Below are 22,879 nucleotides of genomic sequence, written 5' to 3' on the forward strand. Positions count from 1 at the left end.
TATAGTCAAATATATAAATTGAGTCATTTCATACATGAATGTGTATGAGCACCGAGGTTCACATGAACAAACGCGAAATGGCGCTTTTCGAAGCGGTGGGGCGCACGGGCTCCGTCACCTTGGCGGCGGCCGCCACCGGTATGTCGCAGCCGGCGGCGAGCGCGATGCTGAAGTCGTTGGAAGACAAGCTGGGCTTTGCCCTGTTCAGCCGCGACAAGCGCCGGCTGGCGCTGACCGCCGAGGCACGCATGCTGCTGCCGGAGATCGTCCATGCCTTGGCGGCGATGGACAACGCCGAACGGGTGGCGGCCAGCATGCGGGGCGGGGCGCATGCGCGGCTCGACGTCGGGGCGGTGGCGGCGGTGGGCGCGAGCATTCTGCCTGGCGCGATGGCTTGGTTGCAGGCTCGCGAGCCCGGTGTGCGCGTCAGCGTGCGCACGGACATGACGCTGGGCGTGGCGGGGTTGGCGGCCGATCAGCGCATCGATATCGGCATCGTGATCGGTTCGGCGGCGCTGCCGAACGTGGGCCAGCGCACGCTGGCGCGGCTGAGCTTGCAGGCTGTGATGCCGGCAGGCCACGCGCTGGCGGATCGCCGCCGTCTCGCATTGGCCGACCTGGCGGACATCCCGTACATCTCACTCAGCCGGCACTTGCAGGTGGGGGCGCTGACGGCGCGGCAGTTCGAGCAGGAGCGCTTGCCGTTTCTGCCGGTGATCGAAGTGAATCAGTACTCGGCCGCCTGTGCCTTCGCGGAACGCGGCCTGGGCGTGGCCATCCTGGATAGCATGAGCGGCCTGTATGCGCGGCGACACGGGCTGAGTGTCGTGCCCGTCGATGTGGAAGGCGGGCTTGACCTGGACATCGTGTGGCCGCTGAACCGCGGGCTGGGGCGTGTGGCGCGGCAGCTCGAGGCTGGATTGGTGCAGGAGCTGTCGCTCGCCGCCGAGTAGGCGGGCGTCAACCGGGGGCCGCGTTCGAATGTCAGCTCGCGCCAGTCAGGCGCGAATTGCTTGTGGCATGTGGCTTCACCGGCTCAGTGCGACGGCCTTTCTCCGCATGGCGACGCCAAGGGCGGCGACGGACAGCGCCAGCGGAATGAATGACACCCACAGCACCGTGTTCCAGCCGAAAGCCGACAGCAAGCCCCCCGATGAGAAGGAGCCGATGGCCATCAGGCCGAAGACGATGAAGTCGTTGAGGGACTGGACACGTGTCTTCTCCTCGGGGCGATGGCATTCCAGCACCAGCGCGGACGCGCCCAGAAACCCGAAGTTCCATCCCACGCCGAGCAGGATCAGTGACCACCAGAAGTGCATGACGTCGATACCGCCGAGACCTACCGCAGCCGCCACGCCAATCAACACGAGGCCCATGGTTGCGATCCGTCCCGCACCAAAGCGGGAGATCAGTCTGCCGGTGAAGAAACTGGGCGCGTACATGGCAATGACATGCCACTGCAGTCCCAGGTTGGCGGACTCCTGCGAGTGGCCGCAGATGTGCATTGCCAGCGGTGCGGCCGTCATGAGGAAGTTCATGAGCATGTAAGAGACCGCGCCAGCGATCACTGCGGCGATGAACCGCGGTTGCAGCGCAATCTCGGAAAGCGGGCGTCCGCCCGCGACCTCCGCGGCAGTGGGCGCGGGCAATCTGACGCCGAGAAGAATGAACGCGGAAATCGCTGCAACCGCCGCTTGCGCCAGAAACGTGGCGGCAAACATGTGCGGTGGCCACAGGTTCATCGTCCAGGTGACGAGTTGTGGCCCGACGACCCCGGCGGCGACGCCACCCGCCATGACCAGGGATAGCGCGCGCGCCCGTCGCTTGGGCTCCACGCCGTCCGCGGCGGCGAAGCGGAAGGACAGGACCACTGCCACATAAACACCGCCGAAGAACGTGGCCAGGCTGAACAGCCAGAAACTTCCGATCATGACCGCCAGCATCGCCAGCAGGCCGGTGAGCACGCCAGCTCCGGTGCCCAGCAGAAATGCCGCACGCCGGCCGTGGCGCCTGGCGACGGCGCCCATCGGCAGCGTGCATGTCGCCATGCCGACGACAAAGATGGAAATCGGCAGGGTCGCGAGCATGGGCGTCGGGGCAAGCATGTTGCCGACGATGGAGCCCGTTGCATAGACCACCACCGAATTCGCGCCCGCCAGGGCTTGGGCGGTGGTCAGTCGCCAGATATTGCCTTGTTGAACGCCCTCGGGCAGAACGGCGGGGCGATCATGCCCTGGGGAGGCGCTACTTTGTGTCATTGCGGTGAACGGTGTGGGACGGGTCAGACGCATTACAACGCAAAGTTACGTAGGCGATCTATCGACAGATTGCCAAGTTATATAGAATCGGCGACATATGAACGCGCTCATGCAATGGAAAGCCATTACGGCCCCCGCCGACTTCCGGCCGCCGGCGCCAATGACCATGAGGGTGCAGTCCATTGGCGCGCGGGATTACTTTGCCGCGCATACGCATGAATGGCACCAGGTCGTATACGCCGTCTCTGGCGTCCTCATGGTCACGGCAGACGACCATTCTTTCGCCATCTCCCCAAACCAGGCCGCCTGGATTCCGTCCGGGACAGTCCATAGCGTCGGTTCTTTTCTCGGCGCCGAGTACCGCAGCCTGTGGCTCGCCGACCATCCCGGGGGAACGCTTTCCCAGGGCGGGGTGGCAGTCTTTGGCGTGTCTGCGCTGTTGAAAGCGTTGATCGTTGAGGCGGCGGCAATTCAAGGGCGCTCGGACGAAGACGAATACTTCGGTCGGGTGTATCGGTTGGTGCTCGACCAACTGTGCCGTGCCACCCCGATTTCATTGGTGCTGGCGTGGCCGGCGAGCCGCCCGCTATTGACCATTTGCGAAGCCTTGTACAACCGGCCGGCCGATCAAAGGAGCCCGGAAGATTGGGGCAGGGAATTGGGGATGTCCGGGCGGACGCTGGCCAGAAAATTCCTTGCGGAAACCGGGTTGACGCTGCGCGACTGGCGGCGCCGGCTGAAGTTGTTCAGAGCCATCGAGCTATTGGAAAGTGGTCTCGACGTAACGGGGACTGCTTTGGAACTCGGCTATGGTTCCACGTCGTCTTTCATCTTTGCGTTCCGGACGGAGATGAAGTGCAGCCCGATGGCGTATATGCGAGCGCGGGCGCCACACCGTGACGTTGCGCCCATCCGCTCAGAAGGTTGAATTCAGTGAACAGCAGGACCACGAGGCGCCTCGCTTTTACCCGGGGAATTAGGGTTATTCCGGGATTCTTTATGCTTAAACTTTTGTGAAGAATGGGCGGCGGATGCAGGGCCGCCGCCGATAAGGCATGAAGGCGGCTCACCGTGGTGCGGCACGTGACGCACCGTGCGCGACATTGCGGGGTGACGCCCCATCTGGAGAATCGCATGCTGCTGCGTAGACGTTGTCTGGCCGTGATGATGCTGGCGCTGACTGGCTGGACAACGGGTAGCCATGCGCAGACGCCGTCTCAGGCCTGGCCCACCAAACCCGTGCGCCTGGTCGTGGGACTGGCACCGGGCGGGCTGGTCGATGTACTGGCGCGCACCGTGCAGCCGCACTTGGCCGAGGCCTTCAAGCAGACCGTCATCGTGGAGAATCGGGGCGGTGCGGGCGGCAACGTGGCGGGCGCCGAGGTGGCGCGCAACGGAAAGGACAACCACACCTTCCTGCTCAATCCCTCGACGACCGAGTCGGTCAACCCGCTGATGTTCGCCAACATGCCGTTCGATCCGCAGCAGGATTTGCGGCCGGTTGGCTTGCTGGCCAACAGCCAATTGTTCCTGTTTGTCCGGTCCTCGCTCGGCGTCAATACGCTCGAGGAGTTCGTGGAATACGCGCGCAAGCGGCCCGATCCGCTCAATTATGGTTCGGCCGGCAACGGCACGACGCCGCATCTGGCCGGCGAACTGCTCAAGCAGGCGACGGGCATGCAAGCTACCCATGCGCCGTATCGCGGCGTGGCGCCGGCGATACAAGACCTGGCAGCGGGCCAGATCGACTTCGCGTTTGGCCCTGCGACGGTCTTTCCCATGGTGCAAGCGGGCAAGTTGAAAGTGTTGGCGGTGGCAAGCCGGCAGCGCGCTGCCGTGGCGCCCGACATTCGAACGTTCTCCGAGGTCGGCATCGACGGTGTTTTCGCGGACAGCCTGTTCGGCGTGTATGCCGCCTCGGGCACCCGAGATGATGTGGTCGAGCGCATGAACGCTGAGCTCAACAAGGTGCTTGCGCGGCCGGACATCCAGAAGCGCTTTCTGGATGCAGGCGCCGAAGCAATACCGCTGAGCGCGGCCGATTATGCCGCGCGCGTGCAGGAAGAGAAGAAGCTGTTCGCGCCGTTGATGAAATCGTTGGGGTTGAAGGAACAGTAGATCGCACAACGATGAGCGTGCCGCACTTAAAAGTCCCGCACCTCATCCACCGCACGATCCAGCGCATCGCGATCCAGCACGGCCGCGTCTTCACCCGCGTCCTCGATGAGCTTGGCCTGGACGGCGTCCAGGATGCCCATCAGCGCCACGTAGATCTGATCGCGTTCCACGGTTTCGATGAAGCCGGTGCGCCGGTCGAGCGCGTTGAAGCCTTCGGTATATGTCCGAACGATCTCGGACAGGGTCGCCATCAGCGCTTGCGCATCCGCGGCGTGGGTCGCGGCGGCCTTCAGGGCGTCGGCGCGGGTCTTGCGGTACAACGCGGCGGCTTTCTTGGCCTGGGCGGCCGTGATGTGTTCGCTGCCGTCCCATTCGCGAAACGGATTGTCCAGGTTCGCGGCCAGCCATTCGGGCTTGCGGGGCTTGCTGACTTCCAGATCCAGACCTGCCGCTGCGGCTTTCTTGTAGTCCTTCTTGGCCTGCGCCAGGATCTCAGCGGGCATGCTCGTGAGCCAGAGCGATTGCAGCTTGGGCCAGGCGTCCGGCCCGGGCAGGCGGCTCTCGGCAGGCGGGAACACGTCGTTGATCAGGATCATCGCCAGCTCGCGCAAGGCCGCCAGATGCTCGATGCCGGTGGCCACGCCGGGGGCGCCCCATACATACAGCGAGTGCAGGTGCGGAAAGATACGCGCGACCTCGGCGCAGTCCAGCGTCTTCATGCCGCGCAGCGAGATCGCGCCAAGGCGCGTCAATCCGGCGCCGGACCAGATGGCGTTTTCGCGTTCCAGCCGCAACCACATGCCGTCGTCTTCGGCGTGCACGACCAGGTCGGGATGCACTTCACTGCGCAGCGACAGCGTGTTCAGCCCGTCATTCAAATAGAGTTCGCGCACGCCGGTCACGTCAATCGCGACCCGCCCGAACGAGGTGCCGCGCAGGTCGACGACCGGCTCGCCGAAACTGGCGTATTCCAGTTCGCTGAGAATCGGCTTCGTGCGGGCCCATTCGATCAGCCCGGGCACGGGCGCATCCACGTGCAGCTTGATCAGCAAGGGCATGTCGTCGAACGTCGCGAGCGACGGCGCGGCGAGCAGCGCCGCGCTGTCCAGGCCGCGCATGGCGCGCGTGATCGTGCGGCCCGGTTGCTCCAGCACTACGGTGTTATCGGGCGTATCCGCGTGGGCGGCCGCTTTGAATCGCGCACGGACGCCGGCGTCGATCGCGTTCCAGCGGCGCTGGTTGTAGAGCATGTCGCCACTGGACCAGCCGCCGGAATACGAACGTGATTCCTCGGTCACGAGCGGCTCGCGCCAGCCCACGTGCTTGGCGTGCGCGGGCACCGGCCCGCTGATCCACGTATGGTCCACGCGGTCGCGCCAGAAGTAGAAGTCGAAGTGCGCCGGCCGCATCGCGGCGATGTCGGCGTCGCCGGGCAACGCGCTGCCCACCCAGTCCAGGCTCAGCACCGCGATCTCGGCGTCCGCGCCGTCACCCTTCACGTGCGTGATTTGCGAGGCGGTGTAGGCCTGCAGGCGGCGGTTGAACGTCACGTAGATATCGCCGGGCGTGTAAGACATGCGGGGGGCTTCCGATAGGCATTCAAAGAATGCGCAGTATACGGTTGCGATCTGTCCCCGTGGATCGCGCACCTTGGCCCCTGTCGCGCAGGCGCCGCCATCGCAGGCTCGGGGGAACACCTGCCTTCCGCTGCAGGTTAAAAGCATATGTCTGAATCGTATTTGGACGCCTGAGGCCGGGGTGTCCATACTGAGCGGTTTTGGCCGCCGCCGTCGGCCAGCCTTCCTTCATTGCATCGGACGCATCATGAGCACCCTGTCACCCGAAGTACAAGCCGCCCAGGCCTTGGGCCGTGAAGCCGGTGTCGGCACCCCCAACGTGCTGACCACCCCGCTGGATCAAGTGCGCCGGCAGGCGCGCGGCTATCAGATCTGGTTGGCTGGGGACGTGCCCGAGGTCGGGCGGCTGGTGGAGCATCGGCTGGATCATCTGCCGGTGCCGGCGACGTTGCGGCTTTACTATCCCGCGGGCTCGGAGGGCAAGGCGCTGCCGCTGTATCTGCATCTGCACGGCGGCGGGTTCGCGCACGGGGATCTGGAAACATTGGATCGCTGGAAACGCGAGATTGCCAATGAGGCCGGTATCGTGACGGGCGGGTTGGAGTATGCGCTGGCGCCCGAAGCACGATACCCGGTGGCGGTGGAGCAGGTGGTGGGGGCGGTGCGCTGGCTGCATGGCAATGCGGCATCGCTGGGCCTGGATGCCGGACGCTTGAGCCTGGGCGGAGAGTCTGCTGGCGGCAATCTGACGCTGGCGGCGGCGCAACGGCTGCGGGATGCGGGCGAGCCGCTGCTGCGCGCGATTGCGCTGATCTACGGCATGCTGTCGGCGCGTCGTGATACGCCTGCGCAGCAGGAACTGGGCGATGGCCGCTTTGGGTTGTCGACCGACAAGCTGGATTGGTTCTGGCGCCAGTATGTGGCCGATGAAGCGCAATTGCAGGACCCTGGCGTTGCGCCGCTATTGGGCAGCGTGCAGGGTCTACCCCCTGCCATTCTGCAAGCCGCCGAACTCGATCCCTTGCTGGACGACACCAAGGACCTGGCGCAGGCGTTGCGCGAGGCGGGCGCGCAGCCGTGGCAGAAAATCTACCCCGGCGTGCCGCATAGCTTCATCAGCATGACCCGCATCCTGCCTCAAGCGCAGGAGGCCCGCTCGGATCTGGTGCGGCAGTTGCGTCTGCTGCTGGCCTGAGCGCCTTGGTTGACCGATCCTGATGCCACGACCACAGCGTCGCGGCATCAGGCCGAAGAGGGTGGCATCCTAATCGGGGCGAGGTCCCGCTCAACTCCGAACGGGCTTGTTTCCGTGAGACACGCTGGGCGTATCGCGGAACAGCGACATGTGCGTGTGCGTCGCCACCCACGGATCGCCAACGTTTTCACGCGCGAACGACACGGTGGCGCGGCCCAGGCGGTCGAAGGTCTTGCCGTCCGGGTGATAGCCGATCGAATCCCACACCGCCGCACCGACGGCAAACAGGCGGTCCGGCGACACAAAGGTCTGCACGTCGTCCAGACGCCACAGGAACTTGTCGATGCTGAACCACACGTTGCGCCACTGGTTTTTCTCGGCATGATCGCGGCCATGCACGAAGTTGGTGTACGTGCCGAACGCGACAAAGTCTTCCGCGAACAAATGGCGCGCCGCCGCGTAATCCACGGCTTGGACATGGTCGGACAGTTCCTTGAACCAGGCGCGCACCGCGTCGGCGTCAGCCGGATCGACAGGGGTCAGAGCTTTAACAGACATGGTTTCTCCATGAAAAATTACGAGGAAATCGGGGCGGCGCCGGGAAACCAGCAAGCCACTTTGTGTTCGCCCGCCATGGCCATCAGCGGCGGCGCTTCCTGGCGGCAACGTTCAACCGCCAGGGGGCAACGCGGGTGATACCGACAGCCTGACGGCGGGGACATCGGGCTGGGCGGTTCACCCAGCGCCACCGGAAACGTCCGACGGCCATCGCGATGGCGTTCCGGTTCGGGTACGGCAGCCAGCAACCCGCGCGTATAGGGATGCAGCGGCCGGTCATAGACATCGTCTCGCCGACCGGTCTCGACGATCTGGCCGGCATACATGATGGCGATGCGATGCGAGATATGCCGCACCACCGCCAGATCGTGCGCGATCAGCAGGAAGGATAGGCCCAGCTCCTGCTGCAAGTCCTGGAACAGATTGATGATCTGCGCCCGCACCGACACGTCCAGCGCCGACACGGGTTCATCGGCCACGATCAACTCGGGCTGGATCGCCAGCGCGCGGGCAATGCCGACGCGCTGACGCTGACCGCCGGAGAATGCATGCGGATAGCGCTTGGCCGTATCGGCCGGCAGGCCGACCTGCGTGATCAACTGGGCTACGCGCGCTTCGAGCGCACGCCGTCCGGCTGACCAGCCATGCACGATCAAGGGTTCGGCGATCGCATCAAACACGGTGTGACGCGGATTCAAGCTGGTGGTCGGGTCCTGGAACACGAGCTGCATGTGCCGCCGCAGCTCGCGCAATTGCGCGGTGCCAGCGGTGCTGATGTCTTTCCCCTGAAACCGGATGGACCCCGACGTCAACGGCGTGCGGCGCAGGACCGCGCGGCCCAAGGTGGTCTTGCCCGAACCGGATTCGCCTACCAGGCCCAATGTTTCACCGCGCGCCAGTTCCAGCGACACCCCATCGACCGCGCGCGCGGTCATGGGCCGGCTGAACCAGCCCGCCGAGCGCACCGGGTAATGCACACGCAAATCCTCTACCTGCAACAGGGGCGCCGTCATGCCAGCTCCTTCCAGACCGGTGCAAACGGCCGCACACAGGCGGCCAGACGTCCGGGCGATAGCGATTGCAACGGCGGCCGGGCGGCGCAGGCCGCATCGGCGCCCGGGCAACGTGGCGCGAAGTCGCAATAGCTGCGGCGCACGCGCGGATCGGGCGGCACGCCGTCGATCGCCGTCATGCGGGGCTGGTTATCCGACAGCCGCGGCGTCGCGCGCAGCAGACCCGCCGTATAGGGATGGGCGGGCTGCTCGAACAAGGCATCGGCATCGCCCACCTCCACCAGACGGCCGGCATACATCACGGCCACGCGGTCGGCTACTTGCGCCACCACGCCCAGATCGTGCGTCACCAGCAGCACCGCCAGTTTCAGGCGGGCTTTCAATTCGGCCAACAGTTCCAGGATTTGCGCCTGGATCGTGACATCCAACGCGGTGGTCGGCTCGTCGGCAATCAGGATCTGCGGATCGCAGGCCAGCGCCATGGCGATCAGGATGCGTTGCCCCTGGCCGCCGGAAAACTCGTGGGGCAGGCGCCCCAGGCGCTCGGCCGGTTTGGGGATCCCGACCTGCTCCAGCAGACCGATGATGCGCGCACGGCGCGCTGCGGCATCCAGCGCGGTATGGCGCTCCAGCACTTCATCGATCTGTGTGCCGATGGTCAGGAGCGGATTCAGCGCGCTCATGGGATCTTGAAACACCATGGCGATGCGCCGGCCGCGGATGTCTTCCAGTGCGCGCTCCGGCAGGGTCAGGAGATCCTGGCCGTCAAACACCACGCTGCCGCCAGCCACCCGGCCGGGCAAGGTGGTCAAGCCCATCAACGCCAAGGCGCAGGCGCTCTTGCCGGATCCGCTTTCGCCGACCAAGGCCAGCGTTTCGCCGGCATGCAGTTCAAAGGACACGCGATCGACCGCATTGACACTGCCCTGGCGGGTCAGGAACTCAACGCTCAGGTCACGCACGGTCAACAGAGGCTGCGTTGTCATCGCCCCTCCTTGGCAAGCAGTTTGCGGGCAAAGTCTTTTTCGCGTTCCCGCGGGTCCAGCGCCAGGCGCAGGCGGCTGGCCGCCAGGTTGACGCCCAACACGGTCAGCGCGATGGATAGACCCGGAAAGGTCGCCAGCCACCACGCGCTGGTCAGATAGTTGCGGCCGTTGGCCACGTCCAGGCCCCACGATACGCCCGGCGGTTGCACGCCGACACCCAGAAACGACAGGGCCGCCTCGGCCAGCACGACGCGCGCGAACTCCAGCACCATCAAGGTGATCAGCGGCGCGGCCAGATTGGGCAGGACATGGCGCAGCAGGATGCGCGCCGGCCGCGCGCCAGCCATTTCGGCGCTTTCGATATAGGGCAGCTGGCGCACCGACAGCACCACGCTGCGGATCTGCCGCGCGTAGACCATCCAGCCGTTCAGGGCCAGGGCCAGAATCACCGTTCCCGGGCCGGGACCCAGAATCACGAGGATCACCAAAGACAGCAGCAGCCCGGGGAAGGCCACATGGATATCGACCCAGCGCATCAGCACGGCGTCCACCCGCCCGCCGGCGAAACCGGCAATCAGCCCCACCAGCACGCCCACGCCGGCTGAGATCGCCACCACGGCGGCGCCGATGAAGATCGACAGCCGCGCGCCGTGCAGCACCCGGCTCAGCACATCGCGGCCCAGATTGTCCGTGCCCAGCAGATTCGCCAGGCTGCCGCGTTCTTCCCAGGCCGGCGGACGCAGGCGTGCCGACAGCTTGATCGTGGCGGGGTCATAAGGCGCCAGCCACGGCAGGATGATGGCAACGGCCGCCAGCGCCAGCAACAGCACCACGGCCAGAATCCAGCCGCGCTGGCGATCCGACAAGGCACGCCAGCCACGTGCCGCCGGTGCGGACACCGGCACTTCCCACACAGGCGTGCTCATACCGCGATTCTCCGGTCCAGCACCCGGTACACGATGTCCAGGCAGAAATTCAGAATCACGATCAGGAAGGCGATGAAGAAGACCACGGCCTGCAGCAGCACCAGATCCTGGCGCTCGATGGCCTGCACCGCCGTCTGGCCCAGCCCCGGCCAGGCGAACACGGTTTCGACCACGACGGTATGGCCGGCCAGCATGGCGGCGAATTCCCAGCCCAGCAGCGCGACCGTCGGCACGGCGGCATTGCGCAAGGCATGCACCAGCACGACGCGCCGCGAGCGCAATCCCTTGGCGCGCGCCGTGCGCACGTATTGCGAATTGAGTTCATCGATCAGCGCCGAGCGCAACATCATGGCGATGCGGCCCAAGGCCGGCAGCGCTAGCGTCATGATGGGCAGCACGGCGCTGGCCGCGGTGTCCGAACCCGATGAGGGCAGCCAGTTCAAGGTCACGGCAAACAGCAGGATCAGCAGCAAGCCCAGCCAGAACTGCGGCAGGGACAGACCGCTCAAGCTTAGGAACACCGAAATGCGGTCCGCCCATTGCCCGGGCTTCAGGGCAGCGGCAATGGCCAGCGGCACGCCCAGCAGCACGGCGACGGTCAGCGCGCCCAGGCACAAGGTGAGCGTGCCCGACAGGCGTTCCAGCACGATGTCCACGGCCGGCCGGTGTTGCCAGAGCGAGTCGCCGAACTGAAAGCTGGCGATGTCGCGCAGATAGTGCAGGTACTGCAGCCAGATCGGCCCATCCATACCCAAGGCGCGCGCCAGCACGGCGCGGTCTTCGGCCGAGGCATCGACCGGCAGCATGGCCTGCACCGGGTCGCCGATAAGCCGCGTGACGACGAACACGATCGTCGTCACGCCCAACACGACCAGCAAGCCTTGCAGAAAGCGGCCCAGCAAAAAGCGCGGCAAGCCGCGCCCGCCCTGATCAGTCGGTGACACGGAAGTCCTTGAGCGGAATCAGGCCGTCGACGCGCGGCGAGAAATCCACCCGCTTGGACAAACCGAAAATCTCGCCGCCATCGAGCAGGAAGACGAGATAGGCCTGATCGCGGCCGATCTGCAGCGCCTTGGAATACAAAGCCTGTCGCTTGGCGGGATCGGCTTCCTGGCGCGCGTCTTCGATCAGCTTCTTCAGCTCGGCGTTGTCGTTGGCGGCTGCGACGCCGCCTTCGGCGTAATAGGCGCTGAGCGTGCGATCCGCGTCCAGCAGCTGGTTCGAATGGCTGCTGCTGATCTGCGCTTCGGTCGGCACGCGGTTCTTGTTCAGCGCGTCCAGGTATTCGGCCCAGGCCAGCACACGGAAGTTGACCTTCAGGCCCGCGGCCTCCCAGTAGGCGGCAATGGTTTCCGCCAGTTCCTTGTCTTTCAGCCAGCGGCCCGAGGGGGCGTAGAGGTCGATGCTTTTGCCATGGGCGCCGGCGGCTTTCAGCAGCTCGGTCGCGCGCTTGGGATCGTACGGATAGGGCTTGATGGAGGCGTCATAGCCAAACCAGCCCGGCGCCAGCAATTGGCCGTGCGACACAGACGCGTAGCCGCCATAGAGGTCGTTGGCCAGCGCTTCCTTGTCTACCGCGTAGTTCAAGGCCTGGCGCACGCGCACGTCGGCCGTCAGGCCTTTCAGGGCGTTGAGCGACACAAAGGGCAGGTCGGTGCCCTTGAGCGTCACGGCCTTGGCCACGCGCTTGGTGTCTTCCGGCAGCAGATTGGTGATGAAGTCGAAATCGCCGGCGCGCAGGCCAGACAGGCGCGTGCCGGGTTCGGCGACGAAGCGATAGGTGGCGCGGTCGACATTGCCGACGGCCTTGGGGTTCCAGTAACTCGGGTTCTTGGTGAGGACGATGCGATTGCCCTTGGACCATTCCGTCAGCACATAGGGGCCGCTGCCCACCGGCTTCTGGCTCAGGCTGCCATCGGCGGCCGCGGCTGGCGACACGATGGTCAGCCAGGACAGACGCGCGGGCAGCGCCGGATCGGCGCCGTTGGTGTGCACCTTGACGGTCACGGCGTCCACGGCCTCGGCCTGCTTGATGCCAAGAAAGAACGGACGCTGGCGCGAGGCGGTCTTGGGGTCGACGATGCGGTTGATGCTGGCGGCCACGGCAGCGGCATCCAGGGGCTTGCCGTCGCTGAACTTGAGGTCCGGACGCAGCGTGACCTCCCAGGTCGTCGCGTCGACCTGACGGGGCAGGGCCGTCGCCAATTGCGGCACCAGCTCGCCGGCGGGCGTTCGGGTCAGCAGGGTTTCGAAGATGTTGCGCGACACGGCGCGCTCGGAGCCGTCCTGCGCCGTCTGCGGATCCAGCGTCGAGGGCTCGGTGCCCAGCGCCAACGTGATATCAGCCGCCTGGGCGGCGCTCAGCACCGACGCAGACAGCAGCAAACCCAATAACTGGTTAAGGCGCATGGCGCACTCCGGATCCATCGTAAATAAGGAAAACGAAGTTTGCCGTCAGAAAATCAAACGTGCCGTTCTAAGGATATGTCGCGGAATTACTTGACTGCCGCGGGGCGGGTTGCGGTGCTACGCCGCCCCGGACAGCAACACGGGCAGTTCCCAGGCCCGATGCTGCACCGGCTCGCCCAGATACTTTTCCACCTGCACCAGGGCGGTCTGGGCGCTGGGGCCCTGCGTCAGCCGCGAGGTTCCGATGTCCGCGGTGAGTGCGTTCGGATTGCCATGCCTGTCCAGAGGGCCGTCGGGATCCGACCAGGCGCCCGTCGCCATGATCACGACGCCGCGCGACAGTCCGTCGTCCAGCACCGCACCCGCCAGACAGGCGCCACGGTCGTTGAACACCCGCAGCACATCGCCTTCGCTGATGCCGCGCTCGGCCGCATCCAGCGGGTTGATCGCAATGGGCTCATGGCCGGACACCTTGCCGGCGCGCGACAGGCTGGCGGGATCCAGTTGGCTGTGCAGCCGCGTGCGCGGTTGATTGGTCAGCAGATGCAGCGGCCATTGCTCGGCGGCCGGCGCGCCCAGCCATTCGGTCGGCGGCAGCCAGGCCGGATACCCGGGGCAATCGTCATAGCCATAACCGGCCACCGCTTCGGAATACAGCTCGATCCGCCCGGACTTTGTGTACAGCGGGTTGGCGGCTGGGTCCTGCCGAAAGCGCTCAAACAGCACGTAGGGCGTTTCGGGCGGCGGCACTTCGGCATGCCCGCGCGCCCAGAAGGTGTCGAAGTCAGGCAGTTCCACGCCCCGCGCCTGGCATCCCGCCCGCATGCCGTCATAGACATGCCGGCACCAGCCGGGCACATCGCGCCCCGCGGTGAACGCCTCGCCAAAGCCGGCGCGGCGCGCGAGTTCCGCGAAGATGTCGAAATCGTTTCGTGCCTCGCCTTGCGGCTCCACGGCGCGATGCATGGCGAACACGTAAGGATCGCGCGACGACCCGCCCACATCTTCGCGCTCGAGCGCCGTCGTGGCGGGCAGCACGATATCGGCGCGCCGTGCCAACGGTGTCCAGAGGGACTCGTGCACGATCACCGTCTCGGGCTTGTTCCAGGCCTGCCGCAAGCGATTCTGGTCCTGATGGTGATGGAAGGGATTGCCGCCGGCCCAGTAGATCAGCTTCACGTCCGGATACACATGGCGCCCACCATTGAATTCGTATTCCGTGCCCGGCGCCAGCAGCATGTCCGCGATGCGCGCGACCGGAATCGCCAGGCCCGACGGGTTCTTGGGCACGGGAATCTCCGGCCCCGGCACCTGGCGGCGCGGCTGGCCGACGCCGTTCAACGAGGCATGGCCAAAGGCAAAGCCGCCGCCGGGCAGGCCGATCTGGCCGAGCATGGCCGCCAGTCCGATCAATGCCCAATACGGCTGCTCGCCATGCTGCGCACGCTGCAAGGCCCACGCAGCCGTCAACAGGCTGCGCTGCTGCGCGGCCTCGCGTGCCAGCGCCGCAATGCGGGTCGACGGAGTGCCGGTAATCGCCGCGGCCCACGCCGCATCCTTGGGCTGGCCATCGGCATCGCCGCGCAAATACGCGGCCCAGCGCGCGAACCCGGTGCAATGGCTGGCTAGAAATGCTTCGTCGTGAAGGTCCTGGGTCAGCAGGGTATGCGCCATGCCCAGCATCAACGCGGTGTCGGTATTGGGCCGTATCGGCAGCCACTCGGCCGCCATTTCGGCGGGAATGTCGGCCCGGGTGGGGCTGACCACCACCAGCTTGATGCCGCGCCGCTGGGCCTCGCCCAACCATCCCGGCAGGTTGTGCAGACCTGCGCCGCCCGACGTCACCTGGCTGTTCTTGACCGGAATGCCGCCAAACGCGATCAGCACCCGGGTGTGTTCCAGCACGCTGTCCCAATCGGTCACATCGCCGCTGACGGGCGAGGTGGTGCCGATGACATACGGCAGCAGAAACTGCGCCGCGCCCCAGCTGTAATTGCCGATCTGATCGACGCAGCCGCCGCCCAGGAACAGGAACCGCCGGATCAGGCTGCGCGCATGATGGACCCGCCCGGCCGAGGACCAGCCATACGAGCCGCCAAATATTCCGGCCGCACCATGCTTGGCGCGCACGCGCGCCAGCTCGCCCGACACGAGGTCGAGCGCGCGGTCCCAGGAAATTTCGATGTAGTCGTCGCCCTCGCGGTCGCGGCGGCCTTCAAGCCAGCCGCGCCGCACCGCGGGACGGCGCACGCGCAGTGGCGAATGCACCATCTCGGGAATGGAATCCAGCATGGGCGAGGGCGCCGGATCCGGCCCAAAAGGCTCGCAGCCGACCAGGCGGCCGGCTTCGGTAATTGCCGTGAAGGCGCCCCAATGCGCGAGCGAGGGGTGACGCGTACGTGCCATGCGGAAAACTCAGAGTGCTTGATCGTCGAAATCATACTGCGGCGGGTGCAGGCCCGATGCATCACCTTCGCGGGCATCGCCCGGCAGTGACTTAGAATGGCCGGTCAGGATCGGCCATTTCCGTGCCGATCAGCAGACCGTTCAACAACCGTATGGCAACGACATTCCAGCTGGATACGCTCAAGATTCAAATGAACGAGGCGGCGCTCCAGCGGTTGGATCTGCATCAGCGCATCCAGCGGGCGCTGCGCGCGCTGATCCTGGACGGCGCGCTGGGACCGCGGGTCAAGCTGCCCGCGACGCGCAGCTTGGCCAAGTCGCTGGGCGTGTCGCGCGACACCGTCGAAAACGCCTACGTGCAACTGCATCGCGATGGCTACATCGTCCGTCGCGAGGGCTCGGGCAGCTATGTGTCCGAGACGGTGGGAATCGAACTGCGGGGCGCGACGCGCAAGCGGGCAAGGCTGGAGCGCAAGCCCGGCGCGGCGCAGCCGGGTGCGGGTCTGAGCCGGCGCGGGCGGGCGATCCTGGATAGCGGCGGCGTGTCAGACCAGCAGGTCGTCAAGGCGTTCGCAACCGGGCTGCCCGAGACGCGCACGTTTCCCACTGGCGTCTGGGAACGCCTGCAGCGCCAAGTCATGAAGGACAGCCGCAGCCACGTGCTGCTGCATGGCGAACCGCAGGGCGCTGAACCGCTGCGCCGCGCCATCGCTGCCTATCTGAATCTGGAGCGTGGCGCCAAAGTCGTGCCCGAGCAGGTCCTGGTGCTCAGCAGCACCCGGCAAGCGCTCTTCCTGTGCGCGCAACTGCTGGCCGACGCCGACAAGCCCATCCTGATGGAGAACCCCGGTTACTTTGGCGCCCGCAAGTCGTTCGAGGCCGCCGAAACGCGGGTCGTGCCGATAGACGTCGACGCGCAGGGCATACGCATGGACCTCCTGCGCGCGGACCGCAGCGGCGCCAGTTGCGTGTATGTGACCCCGTCGCACCAGTATCCGACGGGCGTGACGTTGTCGCTGGAACGCAGGCTGGAGCTGATCGGTTGGGCCGCCGACCATGGCAAGTGGATCATCGAGGACGACTACGACAGCGAATTCCATTACGACGGTTTGCCGACTGCTTGCGTGCAGGGTCTGGACCGGCATCAGCGCACCTTGTACCTGGGTACGTTCAGCAAGACGCTGTTTCCCGGCCTGAGGATGGGATACATGGCGCTGCCGCCCGAACTGGTCGACGCCTTTTCACGGGCGCGCAGCATCATGGACGGACACACGCCGCAGATACTGCAATTGACACTGGCCCGCTTCATGGAAGACGGTCATTACCATTCGCACGTGCGGGCGATGCGCAAGCTGTACGCGGGGCGCCGCGAGGTTCTGCTGGCGTCGCTGGTCAAGCGGCTGGGCCACGTCGTGCAGGCCGTGCGTCCCCCCGGCGGCCTGCAGATCCCGTGCCTGCTCGAGCCGGGCTGGTCCGAGGAAAGGACCCTGCTTCTGGCAGAGCGCGCCGGCCTGCGCCTGCCCGGCCTCAGCCGGCTGTATGCCGGCCCGTACAAGCAGCCGGGCTGGCTGTTGGGCTATGCGTCGTTGACGGCCTACGAGATCGAGGACGCCGTGCTGCGTCTGGAGAACGCGCTGTCAAGGGCTTGACCGGCCTTGATTGGGCAGCATGGCGTGCCGTCCCTGAGGGCCGCCGTGCATCAGCAGATGCGCGGTCAGGCCGGCCACCAGGCCCCAGAATGCGCCGCCCACGCCTAGCATCGTGACGTTCGCGGCGGTGGCCAGAAAGGTGATGAGCGCCGTCTCACGCGTGCGCGCGTCGGCCATGGCGTTGGCCAGGCTGCCGCCAATCGCGCCAAGCAAGGCAAGGCCGGCCAGTGTGGTGATGAATGCCTTGGGCAGCACCATGAACAGTGTCGCCAACGTAACGCCGAAGGTGCCGACCAGGATGTAGAACGCGCCGCAGGCCAGACCCGCGATGTAACGCTTGGCGGGATCTTCATGGGCGTCCTTGCCGGTGCAGATGGCGGCGGTGATTGCCGCGACATTGAATGCGTGTGCCCCGAAAGGCGCCATCACGAGCGAGCCCAGTCCCGTCACGGTCAGGATCGGATTCGCGCTGGTCCGGTAGCCATCGTTGCGCAGCACCAGCATGCCGGGCATGTATTGACCGGTGAGGGTGATGATGAAAAGGGGCAGGGCAACGCCCAGCGCGGCCTGCAGCGAGAAGCCGGGCATTTCGAACACGGGCGCCGCCAGGCGCAGATGGACCGCCGAGAAGTCGATCCGGCCCTGCGCGATGAGCAATGCGAGGCCGATGGCCAGGATGCCGATCACGGCGAAGCGCGAGGAGAAGCGCTTGAGCAGCGCGTAGGACACCACCAGCACGATCACCAGCAGGGGGTCGGCGCTGGCGCCGCCAAAGGCATTGACGCCAAACTGCAGCAGGATGCCCGCCAGCAGTCCAGCGGCGATGCCAGCCGGGATCCTGCGCACAAGCTTTTCGAATGCACCCGACAGTCCCAGCACGATGAAACCCAGCGCCGACAACATGTACGCGCCGATGACTTCCTGATAAGGCGTGAACGGCATGACCGTGGCAAGGAACGCGGCGCCGGGCGTGGACCACGCCGTAATGATGGGCGCCTTGTAGCGCCAACTGAGCAGCGCGCCGGTCACGCCCACCCCAATGGATACCGCCCATACCCAGGAGGTGGTCTGCGCCGGCGTCAAGCGGGCCAGCTCTGCCGCCTGAAACACCAGGACAAAGGTGCCGCCATAGTTCACCAACACCGATATCAGGGCCGCGACGGTGGGGGAAAGGAAGTCGGCGAGTCGGATACCCGCCCGAGGTGCTGTCATGAATCACTCCGCATTCAAGGGGCGCCCGGCCGCGGGCCGGACTTGAACGGGGAGTCTATGGGGGGCGCGGCAGGTTGATACCTGCCACATCCCGCCGGGCGGGCAGACCGCTTCTGAAGTGGAACCTTTCTTAAAGCTCGTCCAGGCGTGTCAACGTCAGCGCCGCGTGCTCACGCAACGCCGTCTGCGCGTCCTCGGGCATGTCCCGCCAGCGTTGGTACACCATGGCCAGGCGCCGGTTGTCCTTGAGCTGCGGTTGATGGCGAGCAAAGAAATCCCAGTACAGCGCGTTGAACGGACAGGCGCGCTCGCCCGTCTTCTGTTTCCTGTCGTACGAGCATCCACGGCAGTAATCGCTCATCCGGTCGATGTATGACGCACTGCCGGCATAGGGTTTCGTGCCCAGCAGACCACCGTCGGCAAACTGGCTCATGCCAACCGTGTTGGGCAGTTCGACCCATTCGAACGCATCGATGTACACGCCCAGATACCAACGGTGCACTTCGGCAGGGTCCAGACCGGCCAACAGCGCGAAGTTGCCGATAACCATCAGGCGTTGGATATGGTGCGCGTAGGCGTTGTCCAGCGAATTGCCGATGGCGTCGCGCATGCAGCGCATGGTGGTCTTTCCGGTCCAGAACCACGTCGGCAGCGGGCGTGTGTGCGCCAAGGCGTTGCGCGTCTCGTAACCCGGCATGTGCGCCCAATACACGCCACGCACATATTCGCGCCATCCCAGGATCTGCCGGATGAAGCCCTCGACCGCTGCCAAGGGCGCGCGCCCCGTTTCGTAGGCGGCCTGCGCCTGCCGCACCAGCTCGTCTGGGTGCAGCATCTTGGTGTTCAGGGCGAATGACAACTGCGAGTGAAACAGGCGCGGATTGCCCGCGCTCATGGCGTCTTCGTAAGCCCCGAAGTTGGGCAAGGTGTGCTGGATGAAATGATCCAGCCACGCTAACGCCTGCGTGCGATTCAACGGCCAGCGGAAGTGATCGGCTTGCGGATTTCCAAAGCTTCGCACGCCTGCCTGACACACCGTTTCCCACAACGCGCGATGGTCATGCTCGGGCCGCGCGTCCGGCGGCAGCGGCGGCGTTCCAGGCCAGGACTTGCGGTTGTCGTGGTCAAAGTTCCATCGGCCGCCCGCGGGCGCGCCCGATTCGTCCACGAGTACGCCATGGCGCTGGCGCATATGACGGTAAAACGTCTCCATGGGCCAGTTCTTGCGTGGGGCGAAGAACTTGGCCACCTCGTCACGCGTCGTGTAGAAGTGCTCGCTGTCGGCTTCCCGGACAGAGAATGCTTGCGACGCACTCCAGGCGCCAAGGACTTCGCTGACGCGCCACTCATCGGGCTGCTGGTAGTCCAGTTCTCGGGCGCCATAGTGGGCCATCAACGCTGCCAGATTCTGGGTGATGTTCTGCCGGTTGCTGGGATTGTCGATGGCGACATACCGCACGCGATGTCCCGCCTCGCGCAGATGCCGCGCGAAATCGCGCATGGCGGCGAATATCGCCAGGATTTTTTGCGCGTGGTGCAGCACGTAGTCCGTCTCTTGACGCACTTCCGTCAGCACATACACGACGTTCGGGTCGGTCCGGGCGAACCAGCTGTGCAACGGGTTCAACTGGTCGCCGAGAATCAGGCGCAGGGTGTGCGCCCTCGCGCGCTCGGATGTCATGGCGCGCGGCTTTGCATCAGGAGGCCGGTTCAAGTGGCGGCTGTTCGCGATCCTGGCTGACCCAGATGAATGCGTCGGTATCCAGGCCCAACGCCTTGGCGCGGCGCAGGATGTCGTCGCGCGTATTGCGGCCCAGCGTCTTGTCACGCGCGAGAATCCAGGCGTAGCTGCGATCCGGGCCGACGACCAGGGCCCAGCGGTAATCCGGGTCCAATGCGGCCACATGGTAGCCGCCATAGAAGGGGCCGAAGAACGACACTTTCAGCGATGCCACCGACGGGTCACCCGTGAAGCGGGCTCGCCCCTGCGCCGAACGCCAATCGCCTTGCGAACCCTTGGCCGGGTCGAACCCGCGGTTGATGACGCGCACGGTGCCGTCGTCTTGCAGCGTGTAGTGGGCGGTGACGTCTGTCATGCCGCGTTCGAAGCTGTGGTCCAGCCGCGCGATTTCGAACCAGCGTCCTTCATAACGATGCACGTCGAAGGAGCCAACGGGTGTCACGCCTTTGGGCGGCGTCGTCGCGGCACAGCCATACAACGTCAAACCCAACAGTCCCAAGGCCAGCCACGGGGCGACGCGCCGCAACGGGTGGATGAAACGACGACCGGCTTCTGCATGGCGCATGAAAAACCTCCGCTGAATTTGAATCTCGGAAATTATATTTGCGGGGGTCTGCGCCCTTGGTTCCAGTTCGGAAAGAAAGGAAACAATTCATGGGCTTCGCGCCGGCTTCAGGTCCGGTGCCTGGGCCGGCGCCGATTCAGGCGCGCCGGCGCTACATCACCTTTACCGCGCGGCCGATGAACTGGATCGGACCGGTCGGCTTGCCGGTGGGCGACCCGGTGGCCGGTTCCAGCGTCAGCTCAAACAACTGATTCGGTTCCAGCGGCGGCAGCTTGTCCAGCGGGATGCGCACCGGCTCGCCCGGTTTGATCAGGCCCAGCGAGACCGGACCGGCCCAGCCGTCGGCCTTGGTCCAGAATTCCAGCGCACGATCGGCCGGCACCTGCATGGCCGCGATCGGCACCAGTTGCACGTCGCGCTGACCGGCACTGGCCTGCACGACCCAGCCCGGCGTTTGCGACTGGGGCGCGACCAGCACCACCATGTACTGCACGGGACCCGGCGCGGGCGCGGGCCGCAGCGCCAGCGTGCCGGCCAGCACCAGGGCGGCAGCCAGGCCGCTGGCGGCCGCACCGCGCCAGAAGAACAGGCTGTCCCACCAACCCGGGCGCGCCGGGTGCGCGGCTTGCGGGGCCGCGCGTTGACGATTCAGCGTGTCCGCAATGCGAGGCCACAGGCCCGGCGACGGCTCGATCGGCTCGGCCAGGCTGCTGAGCGGCAGCAGGCGTTCTTCCCAGCGGTCGACGGCGGCGCGCAGCGCGGCATCGTGCGGCAGGCGGGCGTTGACGTCGCGCCGGCGTGCGGCGGACAAGGTGCCCAGCACGTATTCGCCGGCCAGTTCATCCAGGTTGTCGGGGGAAGGGGACGGGGCGCTCATGCCAGGCATTCCTTCAGCGCTTTCAGGCTGCGCTTGATCCAGGCTTTGACGGTGCCCAGCGGCGCGCCCAGGCGCTGCGCGATTTCACTGTGCGACAGGCCTTCCACGTAGGCATGCAGCACGCAGTTGCGGCGCACGGGTTCCAGTTGTTCGAGGCACGGGCCGATGCGGCCGGCGCTGTCGCGCCAGTCGAAGGCGTCGCGCGTGTCGTGCCAGGCGTCCATTGCGTCGCGAGCATCCAGCGCGGCGGCGGTGTCGTCGTCGACGGCGGTTTCGTGGCGGCCGTCGCGCACGGCGTTCAGCGCCAGGTTGCGCGCGATGCTGTAGATCCAGCCGCGGGCCGAACCGCGCGTGGCGTCGAAGCTGCCTGCCCGACTCCAGATATTGACGAAGGCGTCGTGCACGATGTCTTCCGCCCGGGCGCGGTCTCGCATGATGCGCTGCGCGACGCCCAGCAGACGGGGGCCTTCTTGGCGGTACAGGGCCTCCAGCGCCGAGCGGCGTCCCGCGGCGCACTGCTCGAGGGCCGCGGTGTAATCGAAGTCCGGATCAGGTCGGTTCGGCATGCGCGCAGAGCAGGAAGGGGTGGGCACGGACCGGGCTGACAAGCCCCGGGCGGCGGCGGATCCAGGCATGTTACCGGAGTCCCGTTGCCGCCAGGGGGCCTGCCTGCCCGGTGTCAGTTGGCCTTCCAGAAGATGTAGTCGGCCTGGTAAGACACCTGGCTGCGTTCGCCGGCCTTCGTGCAAGGCGTCTGCGGCGCCAGGCCGCCCTTGAGCGCCGTGCGCTGGATATACGTGACGCCGGTCAGGGCGCCCGCGCCCATGGCGGGATTGGCCTTGACCAGTTGATAGGGAAGGTTGCCCGCGCCGGCCGGCGCCACGGCGACCTGCGTGCCGGTCAGCTTGGAGCCGTCCGCGGCTTCCCAGGTGGCGGGCGGGCCATAGTAGGTGCCGACCTGTTTGCCCTGGCGGTCTTTGAGCACCGCCTTCGGACCGGCGAACACCCATTCCATCTGGTCCTTGGCGTCGGCCTTGGCGCGGCATTCATAGGTGATGTCGCCCGTGCCCACGGTTTCCCATGCCACTTTGTGGCCGGCGGGCACCTGAACAGAAGCGGGCAAGGCGTCTTGCGAGGCGGCCAGCGCCGGGGAGGTGTGCAGCATGCCGCAAGCGGCCAGCATTGCGGCCGCGAAAAGGCCGTTGGCGGGGGTGTGGCGAGTCATCATGAGCGGTCTCCTGCGCAGTAAAACGCTGCGGATACGGCGCACGGAATGCGCGCCGTTGCAGGTACTACACGCGGGAGCCGCAGTTGGATGCAGGCCGCGGAAAATATTTCGCGGCCTGGACTTGCCTGTATCATCCGCTGCAAGACATCCATCCCCCGAGC

At 66.0% G+C, this 22,879-nt stretch carries 20 protein-coding genes; 5 read left to right on the forward strand and 15 right to left on the reverse strand.

The features are described 5' to 3' along the window. Positions 1 to 62: 62 nt before the first annotated feature. Entirely contained in the window at positions 63 to 953 is an 891-nt protein-coding gene (locus AC6CIE_RS16490; protein ID WP_498092913.1) for a LysR family transcriptional regulator, read from the forward strand. Positions 954 to 1,028: 75 nt separating this feature from the next. Here the strand turns inward: AC6CIE_RS16490 and AC6CIE_RS16495 are convergent, their stop codons facing one another. Continuing rightward, entirely contained in the window at positions 1,029 to 2,258 is a 1,230-nt protein-coding gene (locus AC6CIE_RS16495) for an MFS transporter (protein ID WP_498093387.1), read from the reverse strand. Positions 2,259 to 2,355: 97 nt separating this feature from the next. Here AC6CIE_RS16495 and AC6CIE_RS16500 point away from each other — a divergent pair, with 97 nt between their 5' ends. Together AC6CIE_RS16500 and AC6CIE_RS16505 are read left to right on the forward strand one after the other, a co-directional pair. After that, the gene (locus AC6CIE_RS16500; protein WP_498092915.1) at positions 2,356 to 3,186 is read left to right on the forward strand and encodes an AraC family transcriptional regulator; all 831 of its coding nucleotides are present in this window, start codon (positions 2,356 to 2,358) and stop codon (positions 3,184 to 3,186) included. Between the two features lie 206 nt (positions 3,187 to 3,392). Then, positions 3,393 to 4,376, forward strand: a complete 984-nt coding sequence (locus AC6CIE_RS16505; RefSeq protein WP_175122599.1) for a Bug family tripartite tricarboxylate transporter substrate binding protein — start codon at positions 3,393 to 3,395, stop codon at positions 4,374 to 4,376. Between the two features lie 26 nt (positions 4,377 to 4,402). Here AC6CIE_RS16505 and AC6CIE_RS16510 read toward each other — a convergent pair whose 3' ends face one another. Next, the gene (locus tag AC6CIE_RS16510; RefSeq protein WP_498092917.1) at positions 4,403 to 5,953 is read right to left on the reverse strand and encodes a hypothetical protein; all 1,551 of its coding nucleotides are present in this window, start codon (positions 5,951 to 5,953) and stop codon (positions 4,403 to 4,405) included. A gap of 247 nt (positions 5,954 to 6,200) precedes the next feature. On the opposite strand from AC6CIE_RS16510, the gene AC6CIE_RS16515 reads away from it, so the two are divergent. Beyond that, positions 6,201 to 7,148 (forward strand): alpha/beta hydrolase, encoded by a 948-nt coding sequence (locus AC6CIE_RS16515; RefSeq protein WP_498092919.1) that lies wholly within the window; start codon positions 6,201 to 6,203, stop codon positions 7,146 to 7,148. A gap of 90 nt (positions 7,149 to 7,238) precedes the next feature. Here AC6CIE_RS16515 and AC6CIE_RS16520 read toward each other — a convergent pair whose 3' ends face one another. The 7 genes from AC6CIE_RS16520 to AC6CIE_RS16550 form a co-directional block, all read right to left on the reverse strand. Then, positions 7,239 to 7,706: a YybH family protein gene (locus tag AC6CIE_RS16520; RefSeq protein WP_175122611.1), complete on the reverse strand. Its 468-nt coding sequence runs from the start codon at positions 7,704 to 7,706 to the stop codon at positions 7,239 to 7,241. 17 nt (positions 7,707 to 7,723) lie between these two features. Further along, on the reverse strand, positions 7,724 to 8,719 hold the full coding sequence (locus AC6CIE_RS16525; RefSeq protein ID WP_218342943.1) for an ABC transporter ATP-binding protein: 996 nt from the start codon (positions 8,717 to 8,719) through the stop codon (positions 7,724 to 7,726). Then, on the reverse strand, positions 8,716 to 9,705 hold the full coding sequence (locus AC6CIE_RS16530; RefSeq protein ID WP_498092921.1) for an ABC transporter ATP-binding protein: 990 nt from the start codon (positions 9,703 to 9,705) through the stop codon (positions 8,716 to 8,718). The genes AC6CIE_RS16525 and AC6CIE_RS16530 overlap by 4 nt, the downstream gene beginning before the upstream one ends. Then, positions 9,702 to 10,631, reverse strand: a complete 930-nt coding sequence (locus tag AC6CIE_RS16535) for an ABC transporter permease (protein WP_175184589.1) — start codon at positions 10,629 to 10,631, stop codon at positions 9,702 to 9,704. Before AC6CIE_RS16535 ends, AC6CIE_RS16530 begins: the two co-directional genes overlap by 4 nt. Next, positions 10,628 to 11,575 (reverse strand): ABC transporter permease, encoded by a 948-nt coding sequence (locus AC6CIE_RS16540; protein ID WP_254594196.1) that lies wholly within the window; start codon positions 11,573 to 11,575, stop codon positions 10,628 to 10,630. The genes AC6CIE_RS16535 and AC6CIE_RS16540 overlap by 4 nt, the downstream gene beginning before the upstream one ends. After that, the gene (locus AC6CIE_RS16545; protein WP_498092923.1) at positions 11,562 to 13,040 is read right to left on the reverse strand and encodes an ABC transporter substrate-binding protein; all 1,479 of its coding nucleotides are present in this window, start codon (positions 13,038 to 13,040) and stop codon (positions 11,562 to 11,564) included. The genes AC6CIE_RS16540 and AC6CIE_RS16545 overlap by 14 nt, the downstream gene beginning before the upstream one ends. Positions 13,041 to 13,157: 117 nt before the next feature. Continuing rightward, on the reverse strand, positions 13,158 to 15,446 hold the full coding sequence (locus tag AC6CIE_RS16550) for a molybdopterin-dependent oxidoreductase (protein ID WP_498092925.1): 2,289 nt from the start codon (positions 15,444 to 15,446) through the stop codon (positions 13,158 to 13,160). A gap of 152 nt (positions 15,447 to 15,598) precedes the next feature. Between AC6CIE_RS16550 and pdxR the strand changes: the two genes are divergently transcribed. Continuing rightward, the gene (gene pdxR / locus AC6CIE_RS16555) at positions 15,599 to 17,095 is read left to right on the forward strand and encodes a MocR-like pyridoxine biosynthesis transcription factor PdxR (RefSeq protein ID WP_498093389.1); all 1,497 of its coding nucleotides are present in this window, start codon (positions 15,599 to 15,601) and stop codon (positions 17,093 to 17,095) included. Here the strand turns inward: pdxR and AC6CIE_RS16560 are convergent. The 6 genes from AC6CIE_RS16560 to AC6CIE_RS16585 form a co-directional block, all read right to left on the reverse strand. After that, on the reverse strand, positions 17,084 to 18,307 hold the full coding sequence (locus tag AC6CIE_RS16560) for a benzoate/H(+) symporter BenE family transporter (RefSeq protein WP_175184585.1): 1,224 nt from the start codon (positions 18,305 to 18,307) through the stop codon (positions 17,084 to 17,086). The genes pdxR and AC6CIE_RS16560 overlap by 12 nt on opposite strands. A 130-nt stretch (positions 18,308 to 18,437) precedes the next feature. Continuing rightward, complete coding sequence (locus AC6CIE_RS16565) at positions 18,438 to 19,988, reverse strand: cryptochrome/photolyase family protein (protein ID WP_498092927.1); 1,551 nt, start codon at positions 19,986 to 19,988, stop codon at positions 18,438 to 18,440. A 16-nt stretch (positions 19,989 to 20,004) separates the two neighbouring features. After that, a complete protein-coding gene (locus tag AC6CIE_RS16570; protein WP_239211903.1) occupies positions 20,005 to 20,613 on the reverse strand; it encodes a lipocalin family protein in 609 nt (202 codons plus the stop codon). Between the two features lie 151 nt (positions 20,614 to 20,764). Beyond that, complete coding sequence (locus AC6CIE_RS16575; protein WP_498092929.1) at positions 20,765 to 21,490, reverse strand: anti-sigma factor; 726 nt, start codon at positions 21,488 to 21,490, stop codon at positions 20,765 to 20,767. Next, a complete protein-coding gene (locus AC6CIE_RS16580; RefSeq protein WP_498092931.1) occupies positions 21,487 to 22,056 on the reverse strand; it encodes a sigma-70 family RNA polymerase sigma factor in 570 nt (189 codons plus the stop codon). The genes AC6CIE_RS16575 and AC6CIE_RS16580 overlap by 4 nt, the downstream gene beginning before the upstream one ends. 113 nt (positions 22,057 to 22,169) lie before the next feature. Further along, positions 22,170 to 22,715: a DUF3455 domain-containing protein gene (locus AC6CIE_RS16585; RefSeq protein WP_498093391.1), complete on the reverse strand. Its 546-nt coding sequence runs from the start codon at positions 22,713 to 22,715 to the stop codon at positions 22,170 to 22,172. Between the last annotated feature and the right edge of the window lie 164 nt (positions 22,716 to 22,879).

This window comes from Achromobacter sp. GQ309 (genome assembly GCF_059759315.1).